The organism is Pseudomonas sp. NPDC078416 (assembly GCF_050268485.1).
Lineage (GTDB): Bacteria > Pseudomonadota > Gammaproteobacteria > Pseudomonadales > Pseudomonadaceae > Aquipseudomonas.
In genome coordinates, this window is sequence record NZ_JBNNGV010000002.1 from 93,734 (window position 1) to 113,498 (window position 19,765).

Here is a 19,765-nt window from a genome sequence, read left to right on the forward strand (position 1 = left end):
CAGCGACAAGTCGCACAAACGAGCCTTCAAATCTTTTTCTCGTGCTCCAGCAAGACAGGCGTCGCCGGCAAACGCTCAACCACCGCGAGCTTTTCCGGGTTCTGCAATTCGCGCCAGGCACGGAATGCGCTGAGCTCGGCTTCAAGGTGTTTCATCACCCATGCGAGAACAGCGATGTCGTCAAGCATCCCCAGGCCGGGAATCCAGTCAGGAATTGCATCCAGGGGGCTGAGAAAATACATCAGGCCGGCCACGATCGAGAGAATCGCCTTACCGCTGATGGCGCGATATTCGCCGCGCCAGTAGGCCAGACACAACGCTTGAAGCAGTTTCAAATCGTCTTTGATCTTGCCCAGCCGACCGCCCTCACTGGCCGTTTTGCCTGCAACGGCGAACAGCAACGCGGGCAAGCGACCGGCCGCCATCAAGCGCCTGGCCATGGGCAGGTAACGAATGAGGTTCCAGGGTGCTTTCATATCCACTCCACGATTACCGATAAAAATCGACCTGCGGGCCTACCGCGTGTGTCGCGGCAGCCCACCAACTCGTACGACGATTCCGCACCCAAATGTTATCCACACAAATTGTGGATAACCTTGTGAACAGACCCGTTTTTCGGGGCCGCAACGCCCGTTCTACCGGGTCCGGACTTAGATCGCGCGTTTTTTACACACATAAAAACCGGCGAAAACCGTTGACTCACCGAGCCTGTGGCGCTAGCCAAGGACTGATCAACTCACCCGCGAACGCCACGCAGCCTCCGACAAATCCCGGCTTAAAGCCGGTTGACTGTCCGACATGGGACTCTGCCCTTCCAGGCCGGTTCGATTAAAAAAGAAGCGGAAATGAAAATGCCCCGTCGAGACGGGGCATTTCTTTCAAGCGGTAACCGGACTGACGAACGATTACTTCTTGGCGGCTGGCTTGGCCGGTTCGGCTGCCGGAGCGGCCTCTTCTTCTTCATCAGCGCCGGCGGCAGCATCATTGGCGCCTGCAGCAGCAGGGTCCTTGATGCCCAGCAGTTCGAGGTCGAAGACCAGAACCGAGTTCGCCGGGATCATTGGGCTAGGGCTTTGTGCGCCATAGGCCAGTTCGCTAGGGATGTAGAGCTTGACCTTCTCGCCGACGTGCATCAGCTGCAGACCTTCGACCCAACCCGGAATCACGCCGCTCACCGGCAGATCAATCGGGCTGCCGCGTTCAACGGAGCTGTCGAACACTTTGCCGTCAGTCAGCTTGCCTTCGTAGTGAACGGTCACGACATCAGTCGGCTTCGGTACTGGACCGTCGGCTTTCTTGATGATTTCGTACTGCAGGCCGGAAGCAGTCGTGGTGACTTCTTTACGCTTGCCGTTTTCTTCGAGGAACTTCTTGCCGGCGGCTGCCGACTCTTCGCTCATCTTGGCCATGCGCTCTTCAGCACGCTTTTGCAGGTCGCCAAACGCTGCAACCAACTCTTCGTCTTTGAGCTTCTGCTCTTTCTTGCCAACGGCGTCTTCGATACCCAGCGCTACCGCTTTGGAATCCAGATCGTCCATGCCTTCCTGAGCCAGGCTTTTGCCCATGTTCAGGCCGATGCCGTAAGAGGCTTTCTGGGCGGGGGTTTTCAGCTCAACGGTGCTGGCTTGCTTGTCACAGCCCGCGAGTACCAGACCGACCAGGGCAATCGCCGCTGCCAACCGATGCTGTTTCATTCTGTTTCCTTGTTCATGCGCCAATAGGGCAAACGAGTAAAGCCGCGAGCTTATCAGGCTGCCGCGATCAATGGCTACCGGCATGAGAGGGAGAAAAGGCAGATAAGTTCAGGTATCCAAAGGTTTTCTTGTTTGATCGAGAAATTCGTTCAGTTGAGGTTCAGCGGCCTGCCGCGGAGCAGCGAGCAGCATTAATACACGTCCCGCATATAGCGCTTCTGCTCGGTCAGCCAGCGCAACTGCTCGGCCGCCTTTTCCAGGCTAACGCCGCCCTGTTCGCTGATCACGCGGCGCAGTGCCTGATCGACATCCCGCGCCATCCGCGAGGCATCGCCGCAGACATACAGGTGCGCACCCGCCTCTAGCCAGCGCCAGAGTTCGGCGCCCTGCTCCTGTATGCGCTGTTGAACGTAGATCTTCTCCGTCTGATCCCGGGAGAACGCCAGGCTCAGCCGGGTCAGCAGACCGTCCTGCTGCATGCCTTGAAGCTCGTCGCGGTAATAAAAATCGGTAGCCTGATGCTGCTCGCCAAAGAACAGCCAGTTACGCCCCCGATCGCCCCGGGCGCACCGCTCTTGGAGAAACGCCCGAAACGGCGCCACGCCGGTGCCCGGACCGATCATGATCATCGGCACATCACCATCGACTGGTGGACGAAAATGCTTCGTCGGTTGCAGGAAAACCGGCACCTCGCATTCACCGGCACGATCCGCCAGGAAGGTCGACGACACGCCTTTGCGGGGGCCGTAGCGCACGGCAGAAACCGTCAGGTGGACTTCATCGGGATGCGCCTTGGCGCTCGAGGCGATTGAATAAAGCCGCGGCTGAAGCGGCTTGAGATGGTCCAGCCATTCCTCCGCAGAACAGGTGATGGGGAACTCGCGCAACACATCGGCCAACTGCCGACCCCACAGCCAGTCCTTCAGCTCGCTCTTGAAGGGTTCGGTGAGCAGGGTTTTCAGATCGTTGCTGCCGTTACGATCGGCGATGAACGCCAAGGTGTCTGCACCCGGTCGCGCGATTTCAAATTGCTCGGTCAGCGCCTGACGTAGCGGCACGTTGACCGCCTTCACGCCGCGCACCGGTTGCTCGGCGTTCAGGCCCGTGAGTTCGAGCCACTCGTTCACCAGCTCGGGGCAATTGCGCGGCCACACCCCCAAGGCGTCGCCGGCTTCATAGGTGATCCCCGAGCCCTCAAGGGTCAGCGCCAGTTGCCGCGTGTCCTTGGCGGCACCGTCCGCATTCAGTCGCCGATTAAGCGACAAACGCGCGTAATGGGGCTGTGTCCGTGAAGGCTGTTTCCCAGAAACCGGGCTGTTGTCGACGATTGAAGGAGCAGAAAGATTCAGCGACAGCGCCTGCTGCAACCCTGTGAACCAACTGTCTGCTTGGGCACGGTATTCGCCGTCGCAATCGACTCTGGCGATCAGCGATGAAGCGCCCAGGTGGTGCAGGCGCTGGTCGAGGTTTTTGCCGTGCTGGCAAAAGCGGTCGTAACTCGAATCACCCAGCGCCAGAACGGCGTAGCGCAGCGACTCCAGACGCTCTTGCCGGGCAGCCAGTGACTGCCAGAATCGTTGCCCATTGTCGGGGGATTCGCCATCGCCGAAGGTGCTGCTGATCAGTGCGACGCTCTGCAGCTGGTCCAGACGCTCGGAGGGAAAACTGTCCATCGCCGCCACCTGAACCGGCACGCCGGCAGTTTTCAAATGGTCGCCAAACTGCCGGGCCAACGCTTCAGCGTTGCCGGTTTGTGATGCCCACAGCAGCGTCAACAGTGGCGCCTGTTCGGGTGCTGTCTGCGTCTCGGTCTTGGTCTGGGACGGATCAAGGAAGCGATGCCCGATCAGCTCGACCTTGCGCAGGGCCACTGCACAGCACTTGAATTCGGGCTGGCGGGAAATCGGGTCGACGGCATCGTTGGTCACGGCGTTGATCGCCAGCTTTTCGCCGTATACGTCGTTCCAGTGAAAGGGCGCGAAGCAGTTGCCCGGCAGCACGCGGTCGCTGATCACCGCAGGCAACACCGCCAGACCTCGGACGGAACGGACCTCCACGCCATTGCCTTCGCAGATGCCCAGCGCAAGGGCATCGTCGGGGTGCAGCTCGACGAACGGCCGCGCGTTGAGCGCGTTCAGTGTCGGGACTTTTCCGGTCTTGGTCAGCGTGTGCCACTGGTGTTGCAGGCGGCCGGTGTTGAGCACCATGGGAAATGCGTCGTTGGGCAGTTCAGCCAGCGCCATGTGCGGGCGTGGGAAAAATACCGCTTTGCCGTTTGCGGCGGGAAAGACAATCGCCGGGCGTGTCGTCAGTCTTTCTTCAACCGGGCTCGCGCCACTGTCGCTGAGGTAACGAATCGGGTTGCGTGTGCGCTCGTCATGGGGCGCGCACGGCCATTGCAACGACTGATCCCGCAGCCGCCCATAGCTGGCGCCGCGAATGTCATAGCCGGTGGCCGGGTTGCACGCCTGTTTGATTTCTTCGAACACCTCCTCTGCCGAGGTGTAACTGAAACCGTCGGCGAAGCCCATTTCACAGGCGACCCTGGCGATGATCTGCCAGTCCGGCAACGCCTGGCCCGGCGCATCGACGGCTTTCTGCGTCAGATTGAGGGTACGTTCGGAGTTGATCATCACCCCTTCCGCTTCGGCCCAGAGCGCGCCCGGCAACAGGATGTCGGCGTAGCGATTGGTCTCTGTGTCGAGGAAGGCGTCCTGGGTGATGACCAGTTCGGCGGTCTTCAGGGCGTCGATGACGGTGGTGCGATTGGCGACGCTGGCGACCGGGTTGGTGCAGATGATCCAGCAAGCCTTGATCACGCCGTCGCGCATCTGTTCGAACAGGTCGATGGTGCCGCCGCCGGAATCGTGCGGGATACTGCCCTGGGGGATGCGCCAGAGGTCTTCGATGAAGCGGCGGTCGGCGTCCACCAACACCGAGCGCTGTCCGGGAAGTCCTGGGCCCATGTAGCCCATTTCCCTTCCGCCCATGGCATTCGGCTGACCTGTCAGGGAAAACGGACCGCTGCCGGGCCGGCAAATCGCTCCGGTTGCCAAGTGCAAGTTGCACAACGCATTGGTGTTCCAGGTGCCGTGGGTGCTCTGGTTCAGGCCCATGGTCCAGCAACTCATCCACTCCTGCGCCGCGCCGATCATCCGCGCGGCCTGACGGATGTCGGCTTCGGCCAGACCGGTGATCTGCGCGACGTAAGCGGGCGTGTACTCGGCGAGGAAGTCGGGCATGACGTCCCAGCCCTGGGTGAACGAGGCGATGAAGTCGGCATCGGTGTTGCCGTTCTCCACCAGCAGATGCAGCAGGCCATTGAGCAGCGCGAGGTCGGTGCCCGGTTTGATGTGCAGGAACAGCCCGGCCTTGTCGGCGGTGGCGCTGCGCCGAGGATCGACGACGATCAGCTTCGCCCCGGCCTTGACCCGGTCCATCATGCGCAGGAACAGGATGGGGTGACAGTCGGCCATATTGGCGCCAATCACGAAAAACAGATCGGCCTTGTCGAAGTCATCGTAGGACCCGGGCGGGCCGTCGGCGCCTAGCGAGAGCTTGTAGCCGCTGCCCGCGCTGGCCATGCACAGCCGCGAGTTGGACTCGATATTGGCCGTGCCCACGAAGCCCTTGGCGAGTTTGTTGGCCAGGTATTGCGCCTCCAGGGACATCTGCCCGGAGACGTAAAACGCCAGCGCGCCGGGGCCGTCGCGATCCAGAATCCCGCGCAAGCGCCGGGCGGTTTCGCTGATCGCGGCGTCCATTTCCGCGCGCACCGGCTCGTGGCTGCGCTGATGGCGGATGTACGCGGACTCCATCCGCCCCGACTCGGCAATCGCCTGACCGCAGGTGGTGCCTTTGGTGCACAGGCGACCGAAATTGCTCGGGTGCGTCTTGTCGCCGACGACCTTGATGACTCGGTTGTCCTCGACCTGCATGACGATGCCGCAACCGACACCGCAATAAGGACACACGCTCTTTACGCTGCTGCTCGCCATATTCCGTTTCCTGAAAGCAAAAAAAGACGCCCTGTTCTCATCCGTTGAAAAACGGAGAGCACACGGCGCCTTTGTCGTGAATATGGCAATCGGCGTTGATTGCCTGTGGGCACGATGTTGCAAACGGCAGGCCAGCGCGCGCGGGGTGACGTGCAGACCGCATCTGACGCGATACACGATGAATTCACGCACGCAGCGTTGGCTTCACGATGGGGCGGTATGAGCAAAATCGCACTGTTTGTGTGCCGGTTCAGGCTGACTCAAATCACGCTTCTGCCCGACAGGGCGTAGGAGCGCGCTTGCCCGCGATCTGGCGCGCAGCGGCAGCAAACACGTCGAAGGCGGTCTGTCTGACACAACCAGGGTGTCCGGTTTGGCTGCCGGTTCCCGGCAGATCGCGGGCAAGCGCGCTCCTACGCCCTGCGGGCAGAATCAAGAGCAGAACGCGCCGTACGCGGGCATGGCTGACTCACCCATTACCGCCTGGCACAGCCATTGCTACGTCCCTTATCAAGTCCAGCCTGAATACGCGGTTGGCAGCCCTGGCCGGTCAACGCAGACCGCCAGCCGTTCACGGCGTCGGGCTCACCAGGTTGGCGTCGACACTGTGGTCGCGCGGCAACCCATAAAGAACAGGCAAAGGCGCCTGGAACCGAGAGGTTCCGGGCGCCTTTTTTTTGCTTTCAAAAAACCTGATTGGCCTTGGCCAGGACTCGCTATGACCACCACAGTCGCCCCACTCAACGACGTCCAAACCCTGATCGTGATCGGCAACGGCATGGTGGGTCACCACTGCGTCGAGCAACTGATCGCCGCCGGCGCCCTTGAGCGCTATCGCATTCATGTGTTCGGCGAGGAAGGCCAGCGCGCCTACGACCGCGTGCATCTGTCCGAATACTTTGGCGGCCGCGATGCCGAGTCACTGGCGATGAGCGCTGCTTCTTTATATGAGCAGACCGGGCTCGCACTGCACCTGGGCGTGCCGGTGCTGGAAATCGACCGGGCGCGGCGCGAAGTGATCACCGCCAAGGGCAGCTTTGGTTACGACAAGCTGGTGCTGGCGACCGGTTCGTACCCTTTCGTGCCGCCCATCGAAGGCGCTGAAGGCCACTCGCGACTGGTCTACCGCACCTTGGACGACCTTGACACCATCCGCGCCGCCGCGAGCCAGGCGAAACGCGGCGTGGTGGTTGGCGGCGGACTGTTGGGGCTGGAAGCGGCCAACGCGCTGAAGTCCCTGGGCCTGGAAGCCCACGTGGTCGAGTTCGCGCCCCGCCTGATGCCGGTACAGCTGGATGACCACGGCGGCGCCGCCCTGAAGGCGCGCATCGAAGCGCTGGGCGTGGGCGTGCACCTGTCTCGCGCGACGCAATCCATCAGCGCGGGTGAGGAATACCGCTACCGGATGAATTTCGCCGGCGACGAGTTTCTCGAAACCGACCTGATCGTTTTCTCCGCCGGCATTCGCCCCCAGGACGCCCTCGCCCGTCAGTGCGAACTGGCGTTGGGTCCGCGCGGCGGCATCGCCATCGACGAACACTGCCGCACCAGCGACGCTGACATTTTTGCCATTGGCGAGTGCGCCGCCTGGAACGGCAGCGTCTTCGGCCTCGTCGCGCCGGGTTATCAAATGGCGCGCAATGTCGCGGCGCAGTTGTGCGAACTTGCCGCTGAGCCGTTCTTCGGCGCGGATATGTCGACCAAACTGAAACTGCTCGGCGTCGACGTCGGCTCCATCGGCGATGCCCATGGTGCGCTGACAGGTTCGCGCAGCTACCGGTTCATCGATGAGGCCAGCGGCAGTTATCGCCGTTTGGTGGTGTCCGCCGACGGCAAAAAGGTACTCGGTGCCGTGCTGGTGGGCGACAACAGTTATTACGACACCTTGCTGCAATACGCACAGAACGGCATCAAGCTGCCTGCCGATCCGTCGAGCCTGATCCTGCCCCACAGCGACGGCGCGCCAACGCTTGGCGCTGATGCCCTGCCCGCCACGGCAACCATTTGCTCGTGCCACAACGTCAGCAAGGCCTCGATCTGCTCGGCCATCGACGGCGGTTGCACGGACCTCGCCGGGCTCAAGACCTGCACCAAGGCCGCCACCGGGTGCGGCGGTTGTGCGGCGCTGCTGAAAAGCGTGTTCGAGCACGAGCTGATCGCCCGCGGCGTCACCGTCGATAAAAGCCTGTGCGAGCACTTCGCGTTCACGCGTCAGGAGCTATACGCCTTCGCCCGCGTTGAAAACATCGAAAGCTTCGACGAGATGCTGGCCCGCCACGGCAAAGGCCATCTGGGTTGCGACATCTGCAAGCCCACTGTCGGCTCGATCCTCGCCTCGTGCTGGAACCGGCCGATCATGGACCCCTCGCTGGTGCCGTTGCAGGACACCAACGACACCTTCATGGCCAACATGCAGAAGAACGGCACGTATTCCGTTGTACCGCGCATTCCTGCGGGGGAAATCACTGCGGACGGTTTGATCGCCATTGGCGCGGTCGCGAAGAAATACGACCTGTACACCAAGATCACCGGCGGCCAGCGCATTGACCTGTTTGGCGCGCAGTTGCATGAGCTGCCGGACATCTGGGCCGAGCTGATTGCCGCCGGTTTCGAGACCGGTCATGCCTACGGTAAATCGACGCGGACGGTGAAGTCCTGCGTCGGCAGCACCTGGTGCCGTTACGGCGTTCAGGACAGCGTGCAAATGGCGCTGAACATCGAGGATCGCTACAAAGGCCTGCGCTCGCCGCACAAGCTGAAGTTCGCGGTGTCCGGTTGCACCCGTGAATGCGCTGAAGCCCAGAGCAAGGACATCGGCGTGATCGCCACGGAGAACGGCTGGAATCTGTATGTGTGCGGCAACGGCGGGATGCGCCCGCGCCACGCCGAGCTGTTCGCCACCGATCTGGACGACGAGACGCTGATTCGTTACATCGACCGCGTGCTGATGTTTTACATCCGCACCGCTGACAAGTTGCAGCGAACGTCGGTCTGGCGCGAGTCCCTTGAGGGCGGGCTGGATTTTCTGAAAGCCGTGGTGATCGATGACAGCCTGGGGCTCGCTGCCGAACTAGAGGCGCAGATGCAGTTGGTGGTCGACCGTTACGAATGCGAGTGGGCGAACGCGTTGAAGAGCCCGGAGAAGCTCAAGCGCTTTCGCACGTTCGTCAACGACAAGGGCGCCGACCCGGACATTCATTTCGTCAAGGAACGCAGCCAGCGTCGTCCGGCTCGCGCGGAAGAGTTGAATCTGATTGCTGCTGTGGAGGTTGCACGATGAGCCAGGCCAATGCGGTGGTGATGGAAATGCCGAAGACTCGGGTGTGGCGCGCGGTCTGTGCCAGTGAGGATCTGGTGCTGAATTCCGGCGTGGTGGCGCTGGTGGGCAATGCGCAGGTGGCGCTGTTTTATGTGGCGTCCATTGGCGGCGCGCCGCAGTTGTTCGCCGTGGACAATCGCGATCCGGTCACGGGAGTCAACGTGATTGGGCGGGGGTTGGTTGGCAGTTTGGGCGGGGATCTTGTGATCGCGTCGCCTTTGTATAAGCAGCATTACCGGCTGGTGGATGGCGCCTGTCTTGAGGACGCGGCGCTGCGGCTGCGGACTTGGCCGGTTCGGTTGGTGGGGGATGTGGTGGAGATTGATGTGGGGTGAGGCGTTCAGGCGTTCAGAATCAAGAGCGTCGGCCTAACGGCCTCGGGTTTCGCCTTCGGCGAGTTACTTGGAAAAGTCGAAAGTCGCACCATCCCCAAGTAACCAAGGGTGCTTGCTCCTGGTTTGGCCCCTCGTGCCTCGGGGTTCCTTCACTCCGGTCCCGCTCCGTGGGCCCGCGCCGAACGGACATCCATGTCCGCAACGGCGCTCTCGCGGCATCCATGCCGCTCGGCCCACTCCGCGAGACCTGCGTTCAGCCTGCACCCAAGTCGCGATTGGCGGTAACTGAGCTTTTTGCGTATGAAGATCAAAGACAGAGCCAAAGCAGATCAAAGGCTTCCCGGCTAAAGCCGGTCCTACGGGGCGCCGCCGGTCCTACTGACGGCACGCGGTGCTTTCTGTGGGACCGGCTTCAGCCGGGAAGAGGTCGGTGTGAGCGATGCCAAATCCTCGGGGTGAACCTGATCGTTCCCACGCTCCGCGTGGTAACGCAGCCCCGGACGCTCTGCGTCCTGCAGGCGACGCGGACTCATGTCTGGGCGATGGGACGCGGAGCATCGTGGACGGTGTTACCACGCAGAGCGTGGAACAATCATGAGCACCCAGCATCTGCCCACTACAGGGTGGAGAACAGTAGGAGCGTGGCTTGTCCCGCGATCTGGCGCGAAGCGGCAGCAAGACGGGTAAACGCGGTGTGCCAAGTGAAACACAGCCGTCAGATTCCACGGCTGCTGCGCAGCCGATCGCGGGACAAGCCACGCTCCTACGGCCTATGGCCAGGATCAACAGCAGATTGCGCTGCCCATTCCCAAATCCCAGGCACAAAAAAAGCGACCCTAAGGTCGCTCTCTTTGTCGTTACGAGGAGTTCAAGGGCCTCGTAACTCAATATGGCGCAGCGGACGGGACTCGAACCCGCGACCCCCGGCGTGACAGGCCGGTATTCTAACCGACTGAACTACCGCTGCGCGTAACACTTGAAACGAATGGTGGGTGATGACGGGATCGAACCGCCGACATTCTGCTTGTAAGGCAGACGCTCTCCCAGCTGAGCTAATCACCCTTCGCTTCGGTGTGGCGCGCATTCTACGGAGCGATCAAAAAGCTGGCAAGCACTTTTTGAAATAAATTTTATAATCCTTCCAAAGGCTTACATCAGGGTTGGCCGCAGGGTCGCAGCAGCGAATAATGCCCCCCTTTGTATAAAGGAGAGATGTACCCCATGTGGTTCAAAAACCTGCTTGTGTATCGCCTGACCCAGGACCTGCCATTTGACGCCGAGGCGCTGGAAACCGCATTGGCGACCAAGCCTGCACGTGCCTGTGCCAGCCAGGAGTTGACCACTTACGGTTTCATCGCCCCCTTCGGCAAGGGCGAAGACGCGCCACTGGTGCACGTCAGCGGTGACTTCATGCTGATTTCGGCGCGCAAGGAAGAACGCATCCTGCCCGGCAGCGTGGTCAACGATGCATTGAAAGAGAAAGTCGAAGAGATCGAGACCGAGCAAATGCGCAAGGTCTACAAGAAGGAACGCGATCAGCTCAAGGATGAAATCATCCAGGCCTTCCTGCCCCGTGCGTTTATCCGCCGCTCGGCCACCTTCGCCGCCATCGCCCCCAAGCAAGGCGTGATTCTGGTCAACGCTTCCAGCCCGAAGCGCGCCGAAGACCTGCTGTCGACCCTGCGTGAAGTGGTCGGCTCGTTGCCGGTGCGTCCGGTCACCGTCAAGACCGCGCCAACCGCCGTCATGACCGAATGGGTCAAGACCAGCCAGACCGCCGAGCACTTCTTCGTGCTGGACGAGTGCGAACTGCGCGACACCCACGAAGACGGTGGCATTGTGAAATGCAAACGTCAGGACCTGACCAGCGACGAAATCCAGCTGCACCTGAGCACCGGCAAAGTCGTCACTCAGCTGTCACTGGCGTGGCAGGACAAGCTGTCGTTCGTGCTGGACGACAAGCTCGGCATCAAACGCCTGAAGTTCGAAGACCTGCTGCAGGATGAAGCCGAACAGAACGGCGGCGACGATGCGCTGGGTCAGCAGGACGCCAGCTTCACCCTGATGATGCTGACGTTCGGCGAGTTCCTGCCGCAATTGATGGAAGCGCTGGGCGGCGAAGAGATTCCTCAGGGGATCTGATTTCACCTATCTCTGTAGGAGCCGCCTTGCTGGCGAACGCATCACGTCAGATCACTTAAATGTTGCTGATACACCGCGCTCGCCAGCAAGCCGGCTCCTACAGTTTCCGCGTCCACTTCATACCTATAAGAAAGGAGCAGGCCATGCGTGCCCTGGCTGCGTTGAGTCGTTTTGTCGGTAATACCTTCGCGTACTGGGTGCTGCTGTTCGCCGTGCTGGCGTTCCTGTTCCCGTCCTGGTTCATTGGGCTCAAGCCTTTCATCGTGCCGTTGCTGGGGCTGGTGATGTTCGGCATGGGACTGACCCTCAAGCTCGATGATTTTTCTGAAGTCGTGCGCCATCCGTGGCGCGTGGCTCTGGGTGTGGTCGCGCATTTCGTGATCATGCCCGGCATGGCGTGGCTGCTTTGCCAGCTGTTCCACCTGCCGCCGGAAATCGCCGTCGGCGTGATTCTGGTCGGCTGCTGCCCGAGCGGCACATCGTCCAACGTCATGACCTGGCTGGCGAAAGGTGACCTGGCGCTGTCGGTGGCCATCGCCGCCGTTACCACCCTCCTCGCCCCGCTGCTGACCCCGGCGCTGATCTGGCTGCTGGCCTCGGCGTGGCTGCCGGTGTCCTTCATGGAAATGTTCTGGTCGATCCTGCAACTGGTGATGCTGCCGATCGTGCTCGGCGTCATCGCTCAACGCCTGCTGGGCGCCAAGGTGAGTTTCGCCGTCGACGTGCTGCCGCTGGTGTCGGTGGTGAGCATCGTGATGATCGTCTGTGCGGTGGTGGCAGCGAGTCAGGCGAAGATTGCCGAGTCGGGGCTGCTGATCATGGCCGTGGTGATCCTGCACAACAGCTTTGGCTTTCTGCTCGGTTACTTCACCGGCAAGCTGTTCAAGCTGCCGCTGGCTCAGCGCAAATCGCTGTCCCTGGAAGTCGGCATGCAGAACTCAGGCCTCGGCGCCGCACTGGCTGCCGCGCACTTCTCGCCTCTGGCGGCGGTGCCAAGCGCACTGTTCAGCGTCTGGCACAACATTTCGGGGGCGTTGCTTTCGACGTACTTCCGCAAAATGACGCCGGATGTGGTGGTGGAGGAAGAGAAGCCGATTGTAGGGTGACCAGACCCGTTCCCGGTTCTGCGTCGAACACCGGTGCCGGTTGTACACCGGTCCGATGGCAAACACAGGACCCGTAGGAGCCGCCGGGGTGGCGCTCCACCTTGCTGGCGAACCTGATCTGTCAAAGACATTAACGCTGTCTGACACACCGCTTTCGCCAGCAAGCCGGCTCCTACCGTTCAAGGCCAGCCAGCGATTTGTGAGCAAATTAAAGCGTCAGCCAGCGCATCCCGCCAAGGTTGGTGCGCCTGCTAACGCACCGCCCCCCGCAACTCCGCCACCCGCTCACGCACCAGCGCCGGTTGCGATTCCTCTCCCGTCAACGCTGGCCCGGCCACCAACGTCACTCGCGACCACAGCCTGCGGAACACACCCTTGTTCGGGTCGCGGCTGAAGAAGCTGCCCCACAACCCCTGCAGCGCCAGCGGAATCACCGGCACATCAGTCTCCTGCAAGATCCGGGTCATGCCGCTTTTAAAGGTGTCGATCTCGCCGTCGGTGGTCAGCTTGCCTTCCGGAAAGATGCACACCAGCTCACCTTCCTTGAGGTAATGGGCGATGCGTTCGAACGCTTTGTCGAACACCGCCTTGTCCTCCTTGATGCCGGCAATCGGGATCGCGCCCGCGGTGCGGAACACAAAATTCAGCACTGGCATGTTGAAGATCTTGTAGTACATGACGAAGCGGATCGGCCGGCGCACGGAACCGGCAATCAACAGCGCATCGACGAACGAGACATGGTTGCAGACCAGCAACGCCGCGCCCTCATCAGGGATCAGGTCGAGGTCGCGATGCTGCACGCGGTACATGGAATGGCTGAGCAGCCAGATCATGAAACGCATGGTGAACTCGGGCACGATTTTGAAGATGTACGCGTTGACCGCGATGTTCATCAGCGAGACGACGAGGAACAGCTGCGGAATCGACAGTTTCGCCACGCTTAGCAGGATGATCGAAACGATCGCCGAGACCACCATGAACAGCGCGTTGAGGATGTTGTTGGACGCAATCACCCGCGAGCGCTCTTTCTCCGGCGTTCGCGACTGGATCAGCGCGTACAGGGGCACGATGTAAAACCCGCCGAAGACACCGATGCCGAGGATGTCCAGCAACACCCACCACGCCTGCCCGTACCCCAGAATCGCCAGCCAGTTGTTGGCCTGCACGTTCTGCGGAAAATCGCCGGAATGCCACCACAGCAGCAAGCCGAACACGGTCAGGCCCATGGAGCCGAACGGCACCAGGCCGATCTCCACTTTGCGCCCCGACAGTCGTTCACAGAGCATGGAACCGGCGGCGATGCCGATGGAGAATACGGTCAGAATCAGCGTGACGACGGTTTCATCGCCGTACAGAAATTCCTTGGCGTAGGCCGGGATCTGCGTCAGATAAATCGCCCCGACGAACCAGAACCACGAATTGCCGACGATGGAGCGGGACACCGCCTTGGTCTGCCCCAGGCCGAGTTTCAGGGTGGCCCAGGATTCGCTGAAGATGTTCCAGTTCAGGCGCATGTCCGGCGAAGCGGCGGCTGCTGGCGGAATGCCTCGGCTGGCGAGATACCCCAGACAGGCCACCGAGACCATCGCTGCCGCCACGATGGGGGCGTAATGGGTCGCCGACATCATCACCCCCGCGCCGATGGTGCCGGCGAGGATCGCCAGAAACGTGCCCATTTCCACCAGGCCGTTGCCGCCCACCAATTCGTTCTCATGAAGGTGCTGCGGCAAAATCGAGTACTTCACCGGCCCGAACAGCGCCGAGTGGGTACCCATCGCGAACAGTGCGGCCAGCATCAGCGACAGGTGATTGAACAGAAAGCCCGTCGCCCCCACGACCATGATCACGATCTCCAGGACCTTGATCATGCGGATCAGCTTGTCCTTGGGGTATTTCTCGCCGAACTGCCCGGCCAGCGCCGAGAACAGAAAGAACGGCAGGATGAACAGCAAGGCGCAGAGATTGACGTAGATGGACCGGTCGCCGTCGATGCTCAGCTTGTAGAGAATGGCGAGGATCAGCGACTGCTTGAAGATATTGTCGTTGAATGCCCCGAGGGACTGGGTCACGAAAAACGGCAGAAAGCGCCGCTTACCCAACAAACTGAACTGCGACTGACTCATCTTCCCTGGTCCTGAGTGGCGCCGGTGTCGGCTTTCTTATGGGAACGCCGAACGGCGGTTCCGGGCCACATTGAAGACGACACCGGCGGCAAAGTCGAGCATGCGCTCCATCGGATAGTCCGTTAGAGCGTGGGAGCGGTATCTAGCGTAAGCCAGCGATGCACGGCGAAACGAACAGCTCGCCTTTATAGGCCCCGCTCACGGTGCGCTTCATGATCACGAGCCACAGCGCTGTCAGCGCAGCGACCAGCACGCTGCCCAGGGCCGCGAAGAACCCGAGATAAAGCACCGCACCCAGCTTCAAGGTGGTCAGCGCGAACACGCCCAGCGGAAAGGTAAAACCCCACCAGCCCAGGTTGAACGGGATGCCGTTGCGCAGGTAACGCGCGGTGATCAGCAGCGCCATCAGGCACCACCACACGCCGACACCCCACAAGATCACGCCGCCGATCAGGCCAAGGCCCGACGCGATTTCGCCGACGCCGGGCAAGCCGTTGGCGTTGAAGATCAGCGGCGAATCGGCGCCCAGCACGATCAAACCGAATGCACCGGTGCTGATCGGCCCGAGGGCCAGCCAGCTCGACGCGGCCATGCTTTCATGGGGCAATTTGTGCAGGGCCATGCGCAGCAACAGGATGGTCAGGATGCTGAACGCCACCGGCACCGACATCGCCCACAGCACATAACTGGTGATGAGCACGCTGAACTGGCTGTGACTGTCAGCCAGATGCGGCGCCAGCAGCCCGCCGCTGACTGCCGCCACTTCACAGGCCACAAGGGGCAGAAGCCAGACGGCGGTCATCTGGTCGATACGGTGTTCCTGGCGGGTGAACATCAAAAACGGGATGACCACGCCGCAGGCCAGGGACATCGCTACGTCCAGCCACCACAACAGTTCGGCAACCGGCAGCACGGCATCGCCCCAGCGTGGCAGGCCGAAAGTCAGCAGTCCGTTAATCAGTGTCGCCAGGCCCATGGGAATCGTGCCGAAAAACATCGACACCGTGGAATGCCCGAACACCCGCCGCGCTTCGTCGAAAAACATCACCCAGCGGGCGATGTAGAGGGCGCTAAAGGTCAGGAACAGCACGATGTTCAGCATCCACAAGGCTTCGGCCAGTTGGAACACACCGGGGATGGTCACCGGAAGCTGCACCAGCACAGCCGAAAGAATGCCGGTGCCCATGGTCGCGGCGAACCAGTTGGGGGTGAATTGGCGGATGACTTCCCGGGGATGGCTCAGTTGGCTGAAGGGTCTTTGCGGGATGAAGATGGCGTGGGTCATGGCGAGCTCCTGTCCTCGTGTGAGGTGGTCCCCATAGTAGGGCGGCAGCTGATATCGACTAAGCGGGTAATTTAGCTATGGGTCATAGATTTTCCCGATATGGAGGACACATCCGATCTGCGCTCCTGCGACACCGCGCCGCTCAGACCTTGGTCGTAACAGACGAACCCCACGCGGCGTGCGAGACTGTCCGGCCGGCGAGGGATCGCCACCGAAACCGCTAGCCGTTTGTCTCTGGAGTTCCCATGTCGCTGTCCAGCGGGCTGATCGCTGCCGTCGCCCTGGCCTATATGGCCATCATGTTTGCCATCGCCTTCTACGGTGACCGCCGCAGCACCCCGCTGCCGCCGCGCCTGCGCGCCTGGGTGTACAGCCTGTCGCTGGCGGTCTATTGCACCAGCTGGACGTTTTTCGGCTCGGTCGGCCAGGCCGCCGAACAGCTGTGGTCGTTCCTGCCGATCTACCTCGGGCCCATATTGCTGATGCTGCTGTCGCCCTGGGTGCTGCAGAAAATGGTGCTGATCAGCAAGCAGGAAAACATCACCTCCATTGCCGACTTCATTGCCGCCCGCTACGGCAAGTCGCAAACCCTCGCCGTCGTCGTTGCGCTGATCTGCCTGATCGGCGTGCTGCCCTACATCGCGCTGCAACTCAAAGGCATTGTGCTGGGCGTGAACATTCTGATCGGTGCCGGCGCCGACGCCACCGGGACGCGCGCCCAGGACACCGCGCTGATCGTTTCGCTGGTGCTGGCGCTGTTCACCATCGTCTTCGGCACACGCAACCTTGACGCCACCGAACACCACCGCGGCATGGTCCTGGCGATTGCCTTCGAGTCGCTGGTCAAGCTGTTCGCTTTCATGGCCGTCGGCGCGTTCGTGACCTTCGGGCTGTACGACGGCGTGGATGACCTGTTCAACCAGGCCATGCTCGCGCCGCGCCTGGAGGAGTACTGGAAAGAAACGGTCAACTGGCCATCGATGGTGGTGCAGACCGGCGTCGCCATGATGGCGATCATCTGCCTGCCCCGGCAGTTTCACGTCACCGTGGTGGAGAACATCGAGCCCGAGGATTTGCGCCTGGCCAAGTGGGTGTTCCCGGCGTACCTGCTGCTGGCAGCCGTATTCGTGGTGCCGATTGCGCTGGCCGGACAGATGCTGTTGCCCGCCTCGGTGCTGCCGGACTCGTTCGTGATCAGCGTGCCGTTGGCCCACGCCCACCCGGCGCTGGCGATGCTTGCATTCATCGGCGGCGCGTCGGCCGCCACCGGCATGGTGATCGTTGCCAGCGTCGCGCTGTCGACCATGGTCTCCAACGACATGCTGCTGCCGTGGCTGCTGCGGCGCAAAACCGCCGAGCGCCCGTTTGAAGTCTTTCGCCACTGGATGCTCTCGGTGCGCCGGGTCAGCATCGTGGTCATCCTGTTGCTCGCCTACGTCAGCTATCGGCTGCTGGGGTCGACCGCCAGCCTGGCGACCATCGGCCAGATCGCCTTCGCCGCCATCACTCAGTTAATGCCGGCGATGATCGGCGCGCTGTACTGGAAGCCGGCCAATCGACGCGGTGTATTTGCCGGGCTCGCTGCCGGGGTGTTCATCTGGTTTTACACCCTGGTGCTGCCGATCATTGCCCACAGCATGGGCTGGTCGCTGAGCAGTTTCCCCCTGCTGGCGTGGCTGCACAGCAACCCCTTCAATCTGCCGATCAGCCCGCTGACCCAGGGCGTGGTCCTGTCGATGCTGGGCAACCTGGCGTTGTTTGTGTGGGTCTCGCTGCTGTCGCGAACGCGCGTGTCCGAACACTGGCAGGCGGGTCGTTTCATCGGTCAAGAGTTGCAGGCGCGGCCCAACAACCGCTCGCTCCTGGCGGTGCAGATCGAGGACTTGCTCAAGCTTTCGGCGCGTTTCGTGGGCGAAGAGCGGGCGCAACAGAGCTTCATCCGTTTCGCTTACCGCCAGGGCAAAGGCTTCAACCCCAACCAGAACGCCAACGGCGAATGGATCGCCCACACCGAACGCTTGCTGGCGGGGGTGCTGGGCACGTCGTCGACGCGGGCGGTGGTCAAGGCGGCGATCGAAGGCCGCGACATGCAGCTCGAAGATGTGGTGCGCATCGCCGACGAAGCCTCCGAAGTGCTGCAGTTCAACCGCGCCTTGCTGCAGGGCGCCATCGAAAACATCACCCAGGGCATCAGCGTGGTGGATCAATCCCTGCGGCTGGTGGCCTGGAACGCGCGCTATCTGGAGCTGTTCAATTACCCCGAAGGCCTGATCAGCGTGGGCCGGCCCATCGCCGACATCATCCGCTACAACGCCGAGCGCGGTTTGCTCGGGCCGGGCGAAGCGGAAGTACACGTCGCCCGGCGGCTGCACTGGATGCGTCAGGGCCGCGCGCATACGTCCGAGCGATTGTTTCCCAATGGCCAGGTGATCGAACTGATCGGCAACCCGATGCCCGGTGGCGGCTTCGTCATGAGTTTCACCGACATCACGGCGTTTCGCGAGGCGGAGCATGCGCTCAAGGGCGCCAACGAAAGCCTCGAACAGCGCGTGGCTGAAAGGACGCGGGAGCTGTCGCAGTTGAACACGGCGCTGAGCGAAGCCAAGGCCCATGCGGAAGCCGCCAATCAATCGAAAACGCGGTTTCTCGCCGCCGTCAGCCATGACCTGATGCAACCCATGAACGCCGCGCGTTTGTTCTCCGCGGCCCTGCTGCACAACGACGACAATGTGCCGGCGGAAGCGAAACAGCTGATCCATCATCTGGACAGCTCGCTGCGTTCGGCCGAAGACCTGATCAGCGACCTGCTGGATATTTCGCGTCTGGAGAACGGCAAGTTCACGCCGACCATCACGCCGCTCCCCCTGAACAATCTGTTCGAAACCCTCGGCGCCGAATTCAAGGCCCTCGCTCAGGAGCAGGGTCTGGACTTCCGCGTGCGCGGCAGCACGTTGCGCGTGGCCAGCGATGCCAAGCTGCTGCGGCGGGTGCTGCAGAATTTCCTGACCAATGCGTTTCGTTACGCCAAGGGGCCGATTCTGCTGGGGGTACGGCGCCGTAACGGGCAGTTGAGCCTGGAGGTCTGGGACCGGGGGCCGGGCATCCCCGAAGACAAGCGCCAAGTGATTTTCGAGGAGTTCAAGCGGCTGGACAGCCATCAGACCCGCGCCGAGAAAGGCCTGGGGCTGGGGCTGGCGATCGCCGACGGCTTGTGCCGCGTACTCGGTCATTCACTGGAAGTGCGGTCATGGCCGGGCCAGGGCAGCGTGTTCAGCGTCACAGTGCCGCTGGCGCCTGCGTTGCCGACGCCGGCCGCTGCGCCGACCGAACCTGTGCGCGCCGCGCTGAACGGCACGCAGATTCTGTGCGTCGATAACGAAGACAGCATTCTGATGGGGATGGACAGCCTGCTGAGCCGCTGGGGGTGTCAGGTCTGGACGGCGCGCAATCGGGAGGAATGCCAGGCCCTGCTCAACGATGGCATTCGCCCGCACCTGGCGTTGGTGGATTACCACCTGGACCACGGTGAAATCGGCACCGAACTGATGGCCTGGCTGCGCACGCAACTGGGTGAGCCGGTGCCCGGTGTGGTCATCAGCGCCGACGGCCGCCCGGAACTGATCGCCCAAGTGCATGCCGCCGGCCTCGAATACTTGGCCAAACCGGTGAAGCCCGCAGCGCTGCGGGCGTTGTTGAGTCGGCATGTGCGATTGGGTTGAGGCTGAGTCCACAGTGATGCGCGGAACCGTGTAGGAGCGTGGCT

At 61.9% G+C, this 19,765-nt stretch carries 10 protein-coding genes and 2 tRNA genes; 5 read left to right on the top strand and 7 right to left on the bottom strand.

Annotated features, from left to right (window positions below):
- Positions 1–26: 26 nt before the first annotated feature.
- From ACQKEN_RS04265 to ACQKEN_RS04275, 3 genes are all read right to left on the bottom strand, one after another.
- Positions 27–476 (bottom strand): YkvA family protein, encoded by a 450-nt coding sequence (locus tag ACQKEN_RS04265; protein ID WP_427683922.1) that lies wholly within the window; start codon positions 474–476, stop codon positions 27–29.
- Positions 477–905: 429 nt separating this feature from the next.
- On the bottom strand, positions 906–1,694 hold the full coding sequence (locus ACQKEN_RS04270) for an FKBP-type peptidyl-prolyl cis-trans isomerase (RefSeq protein ID WP_065986831.1): 789 nt from the start codon (positions 1,692–1,694) through the stop codon (positions 906–908).
- Positions 1,695–1,885: 191 nt separating this feature from the next.
- Positions 1,886–5,692: a molybdopterin-dependent oxidoreductase gene (locus ACQKEN_RS04275; protein WP_427683924.1), complete on the bottom strand. Its 3,807-nt coding sequence runs from the start codon at positions 5,690–5,692 to the stop codon at positions 1,886–1,888.
- Between the two features lie 718 nt (positions 5,693–6,410).
- Between ACQKEN_RS04275 and nirB the strand changes: the two genes are divergently transcribed.
- Together nirB and nirD are read left to right on the top strand one after the other, a co-directional pair.
- On the top strand, positions 6,411–8,972 hold the full coding sequence (gene nirB, locus ACQKEN_RS04280; RefSeq protein ID WP_427683926.1) for a nitrite reductase large subunit NirB: 2,562 nt from the start codon (positions 6,411–6,413) through the stop codon (positions 8,970–8,972).
- Positions 8,969–9,346 carry a nitrite reductase small subunit NirD gene (gene nirD, locus ACQKEN_RS04285; RefSeq protein WP_427683928.1) on the top strand — a complete coding sequence of 126 codons (378 nt, stop codon included), beginning with the start codon at positions 8,969–8,971 and terminating at the stop codon, positions 9,344–9,346. Before nirB ends, nirD begins: the two co-directional genes overlap by 4 nt.
- Positions 9,347–10,236: 890 nt before the next feature.
- On the opposite strand, the gene ACQKEN_RS04290 is transcribed toward nirD, so the two are convergent.
- Together ACQKEN_RS04290 and ACQKEN_RS04295 are read right to left on the bottom strand one after the other, a co-directional pair.
- Positions 10,237–10,313, bottom strand: a tRNA-Asp gene (locus ACQKEN_RS04290).
- A gap of 19 nt (positions 10,314–10,332) precedes the next feature.
- Positions 10,333–10,408, bottom strand: a tRNA-Val gene (locus ACQKEN_RS04295).
- Positions 10,409–10,567: 159 nt separating this feature from the next.
- On the opposite strand from ACQKEN_RS04295, the gene rdgC reads away from it, so the two are divergent.
- Positions 10,568–11,488 (top strand): recombination-associated protein RdgC, encoded by a 921-nt coding sequence (gene rdgC / locus ACQKEN_RS04300; RefSeq protein WP_108122056.1) that lies wholly within the window; start codon positions 10,568–10,570, stop codon positions 11,486–11,488.
- A 143-nt stretch (positions 11,489–11,631) separates the two neighbouring features.
- On the top strand, positions 11,632–12,594 hold the full coding sequence (locus ACQKEN_RS04305) for a bile acid:sodium symporter family protein (RefSeq protein ID WP_427683930.1): 963 nt from the start codon (positions 11,632–11,634) through the stop codon (positions 12,592–12,594).
- Between the two features lie 251 nt (positions 12,595–12,845).
- Here the strand turns inward: ACQKEN_RS04305 and ACQKEN_RS04310 are convergent, their stop codons facing one another.
- Entirely contained in the window at positions 12,846–14,717 is a 1,872-nt protein-coding gene (locus ACQKEN_RS04310) for an MFS transporter (protein WP_427683932.1), read from the bottom strand.
- A gap of 142 nt (positions 14,718–14,859) precedes the next feature.
- Positions 14,860–16,002, bottom strand: a complete 1,143-nt coding sequence (locus tag ACQKEN_RS04315) for a TDT family transporter (RefSeq protein ID WP_427683934.1) — start codon at positions 16,000–16,002, stop codon at positions 14,860–14,862.
- Between the two features lie 245 nt (positions 16,003–16,247).
- Between ACQKEN_RS04315 and ACQKEN_RS04320 the strand changes: the two genes are divergently transcribed.
- Positions 16,248–19,721: a hybrid sensor histidine kinase/response regulator gene (locus ACQKEN_RS04320; RefSeq protein ID WP_427683936.1), complete on the top strand. Its 3,474-nt coding sequence runs from the start codon at positions 16,248–16,250 to the stop codon at positions 19,719–19,721.
- Positions 19,722–19,765: the final 44 nt, after the last annotated feature.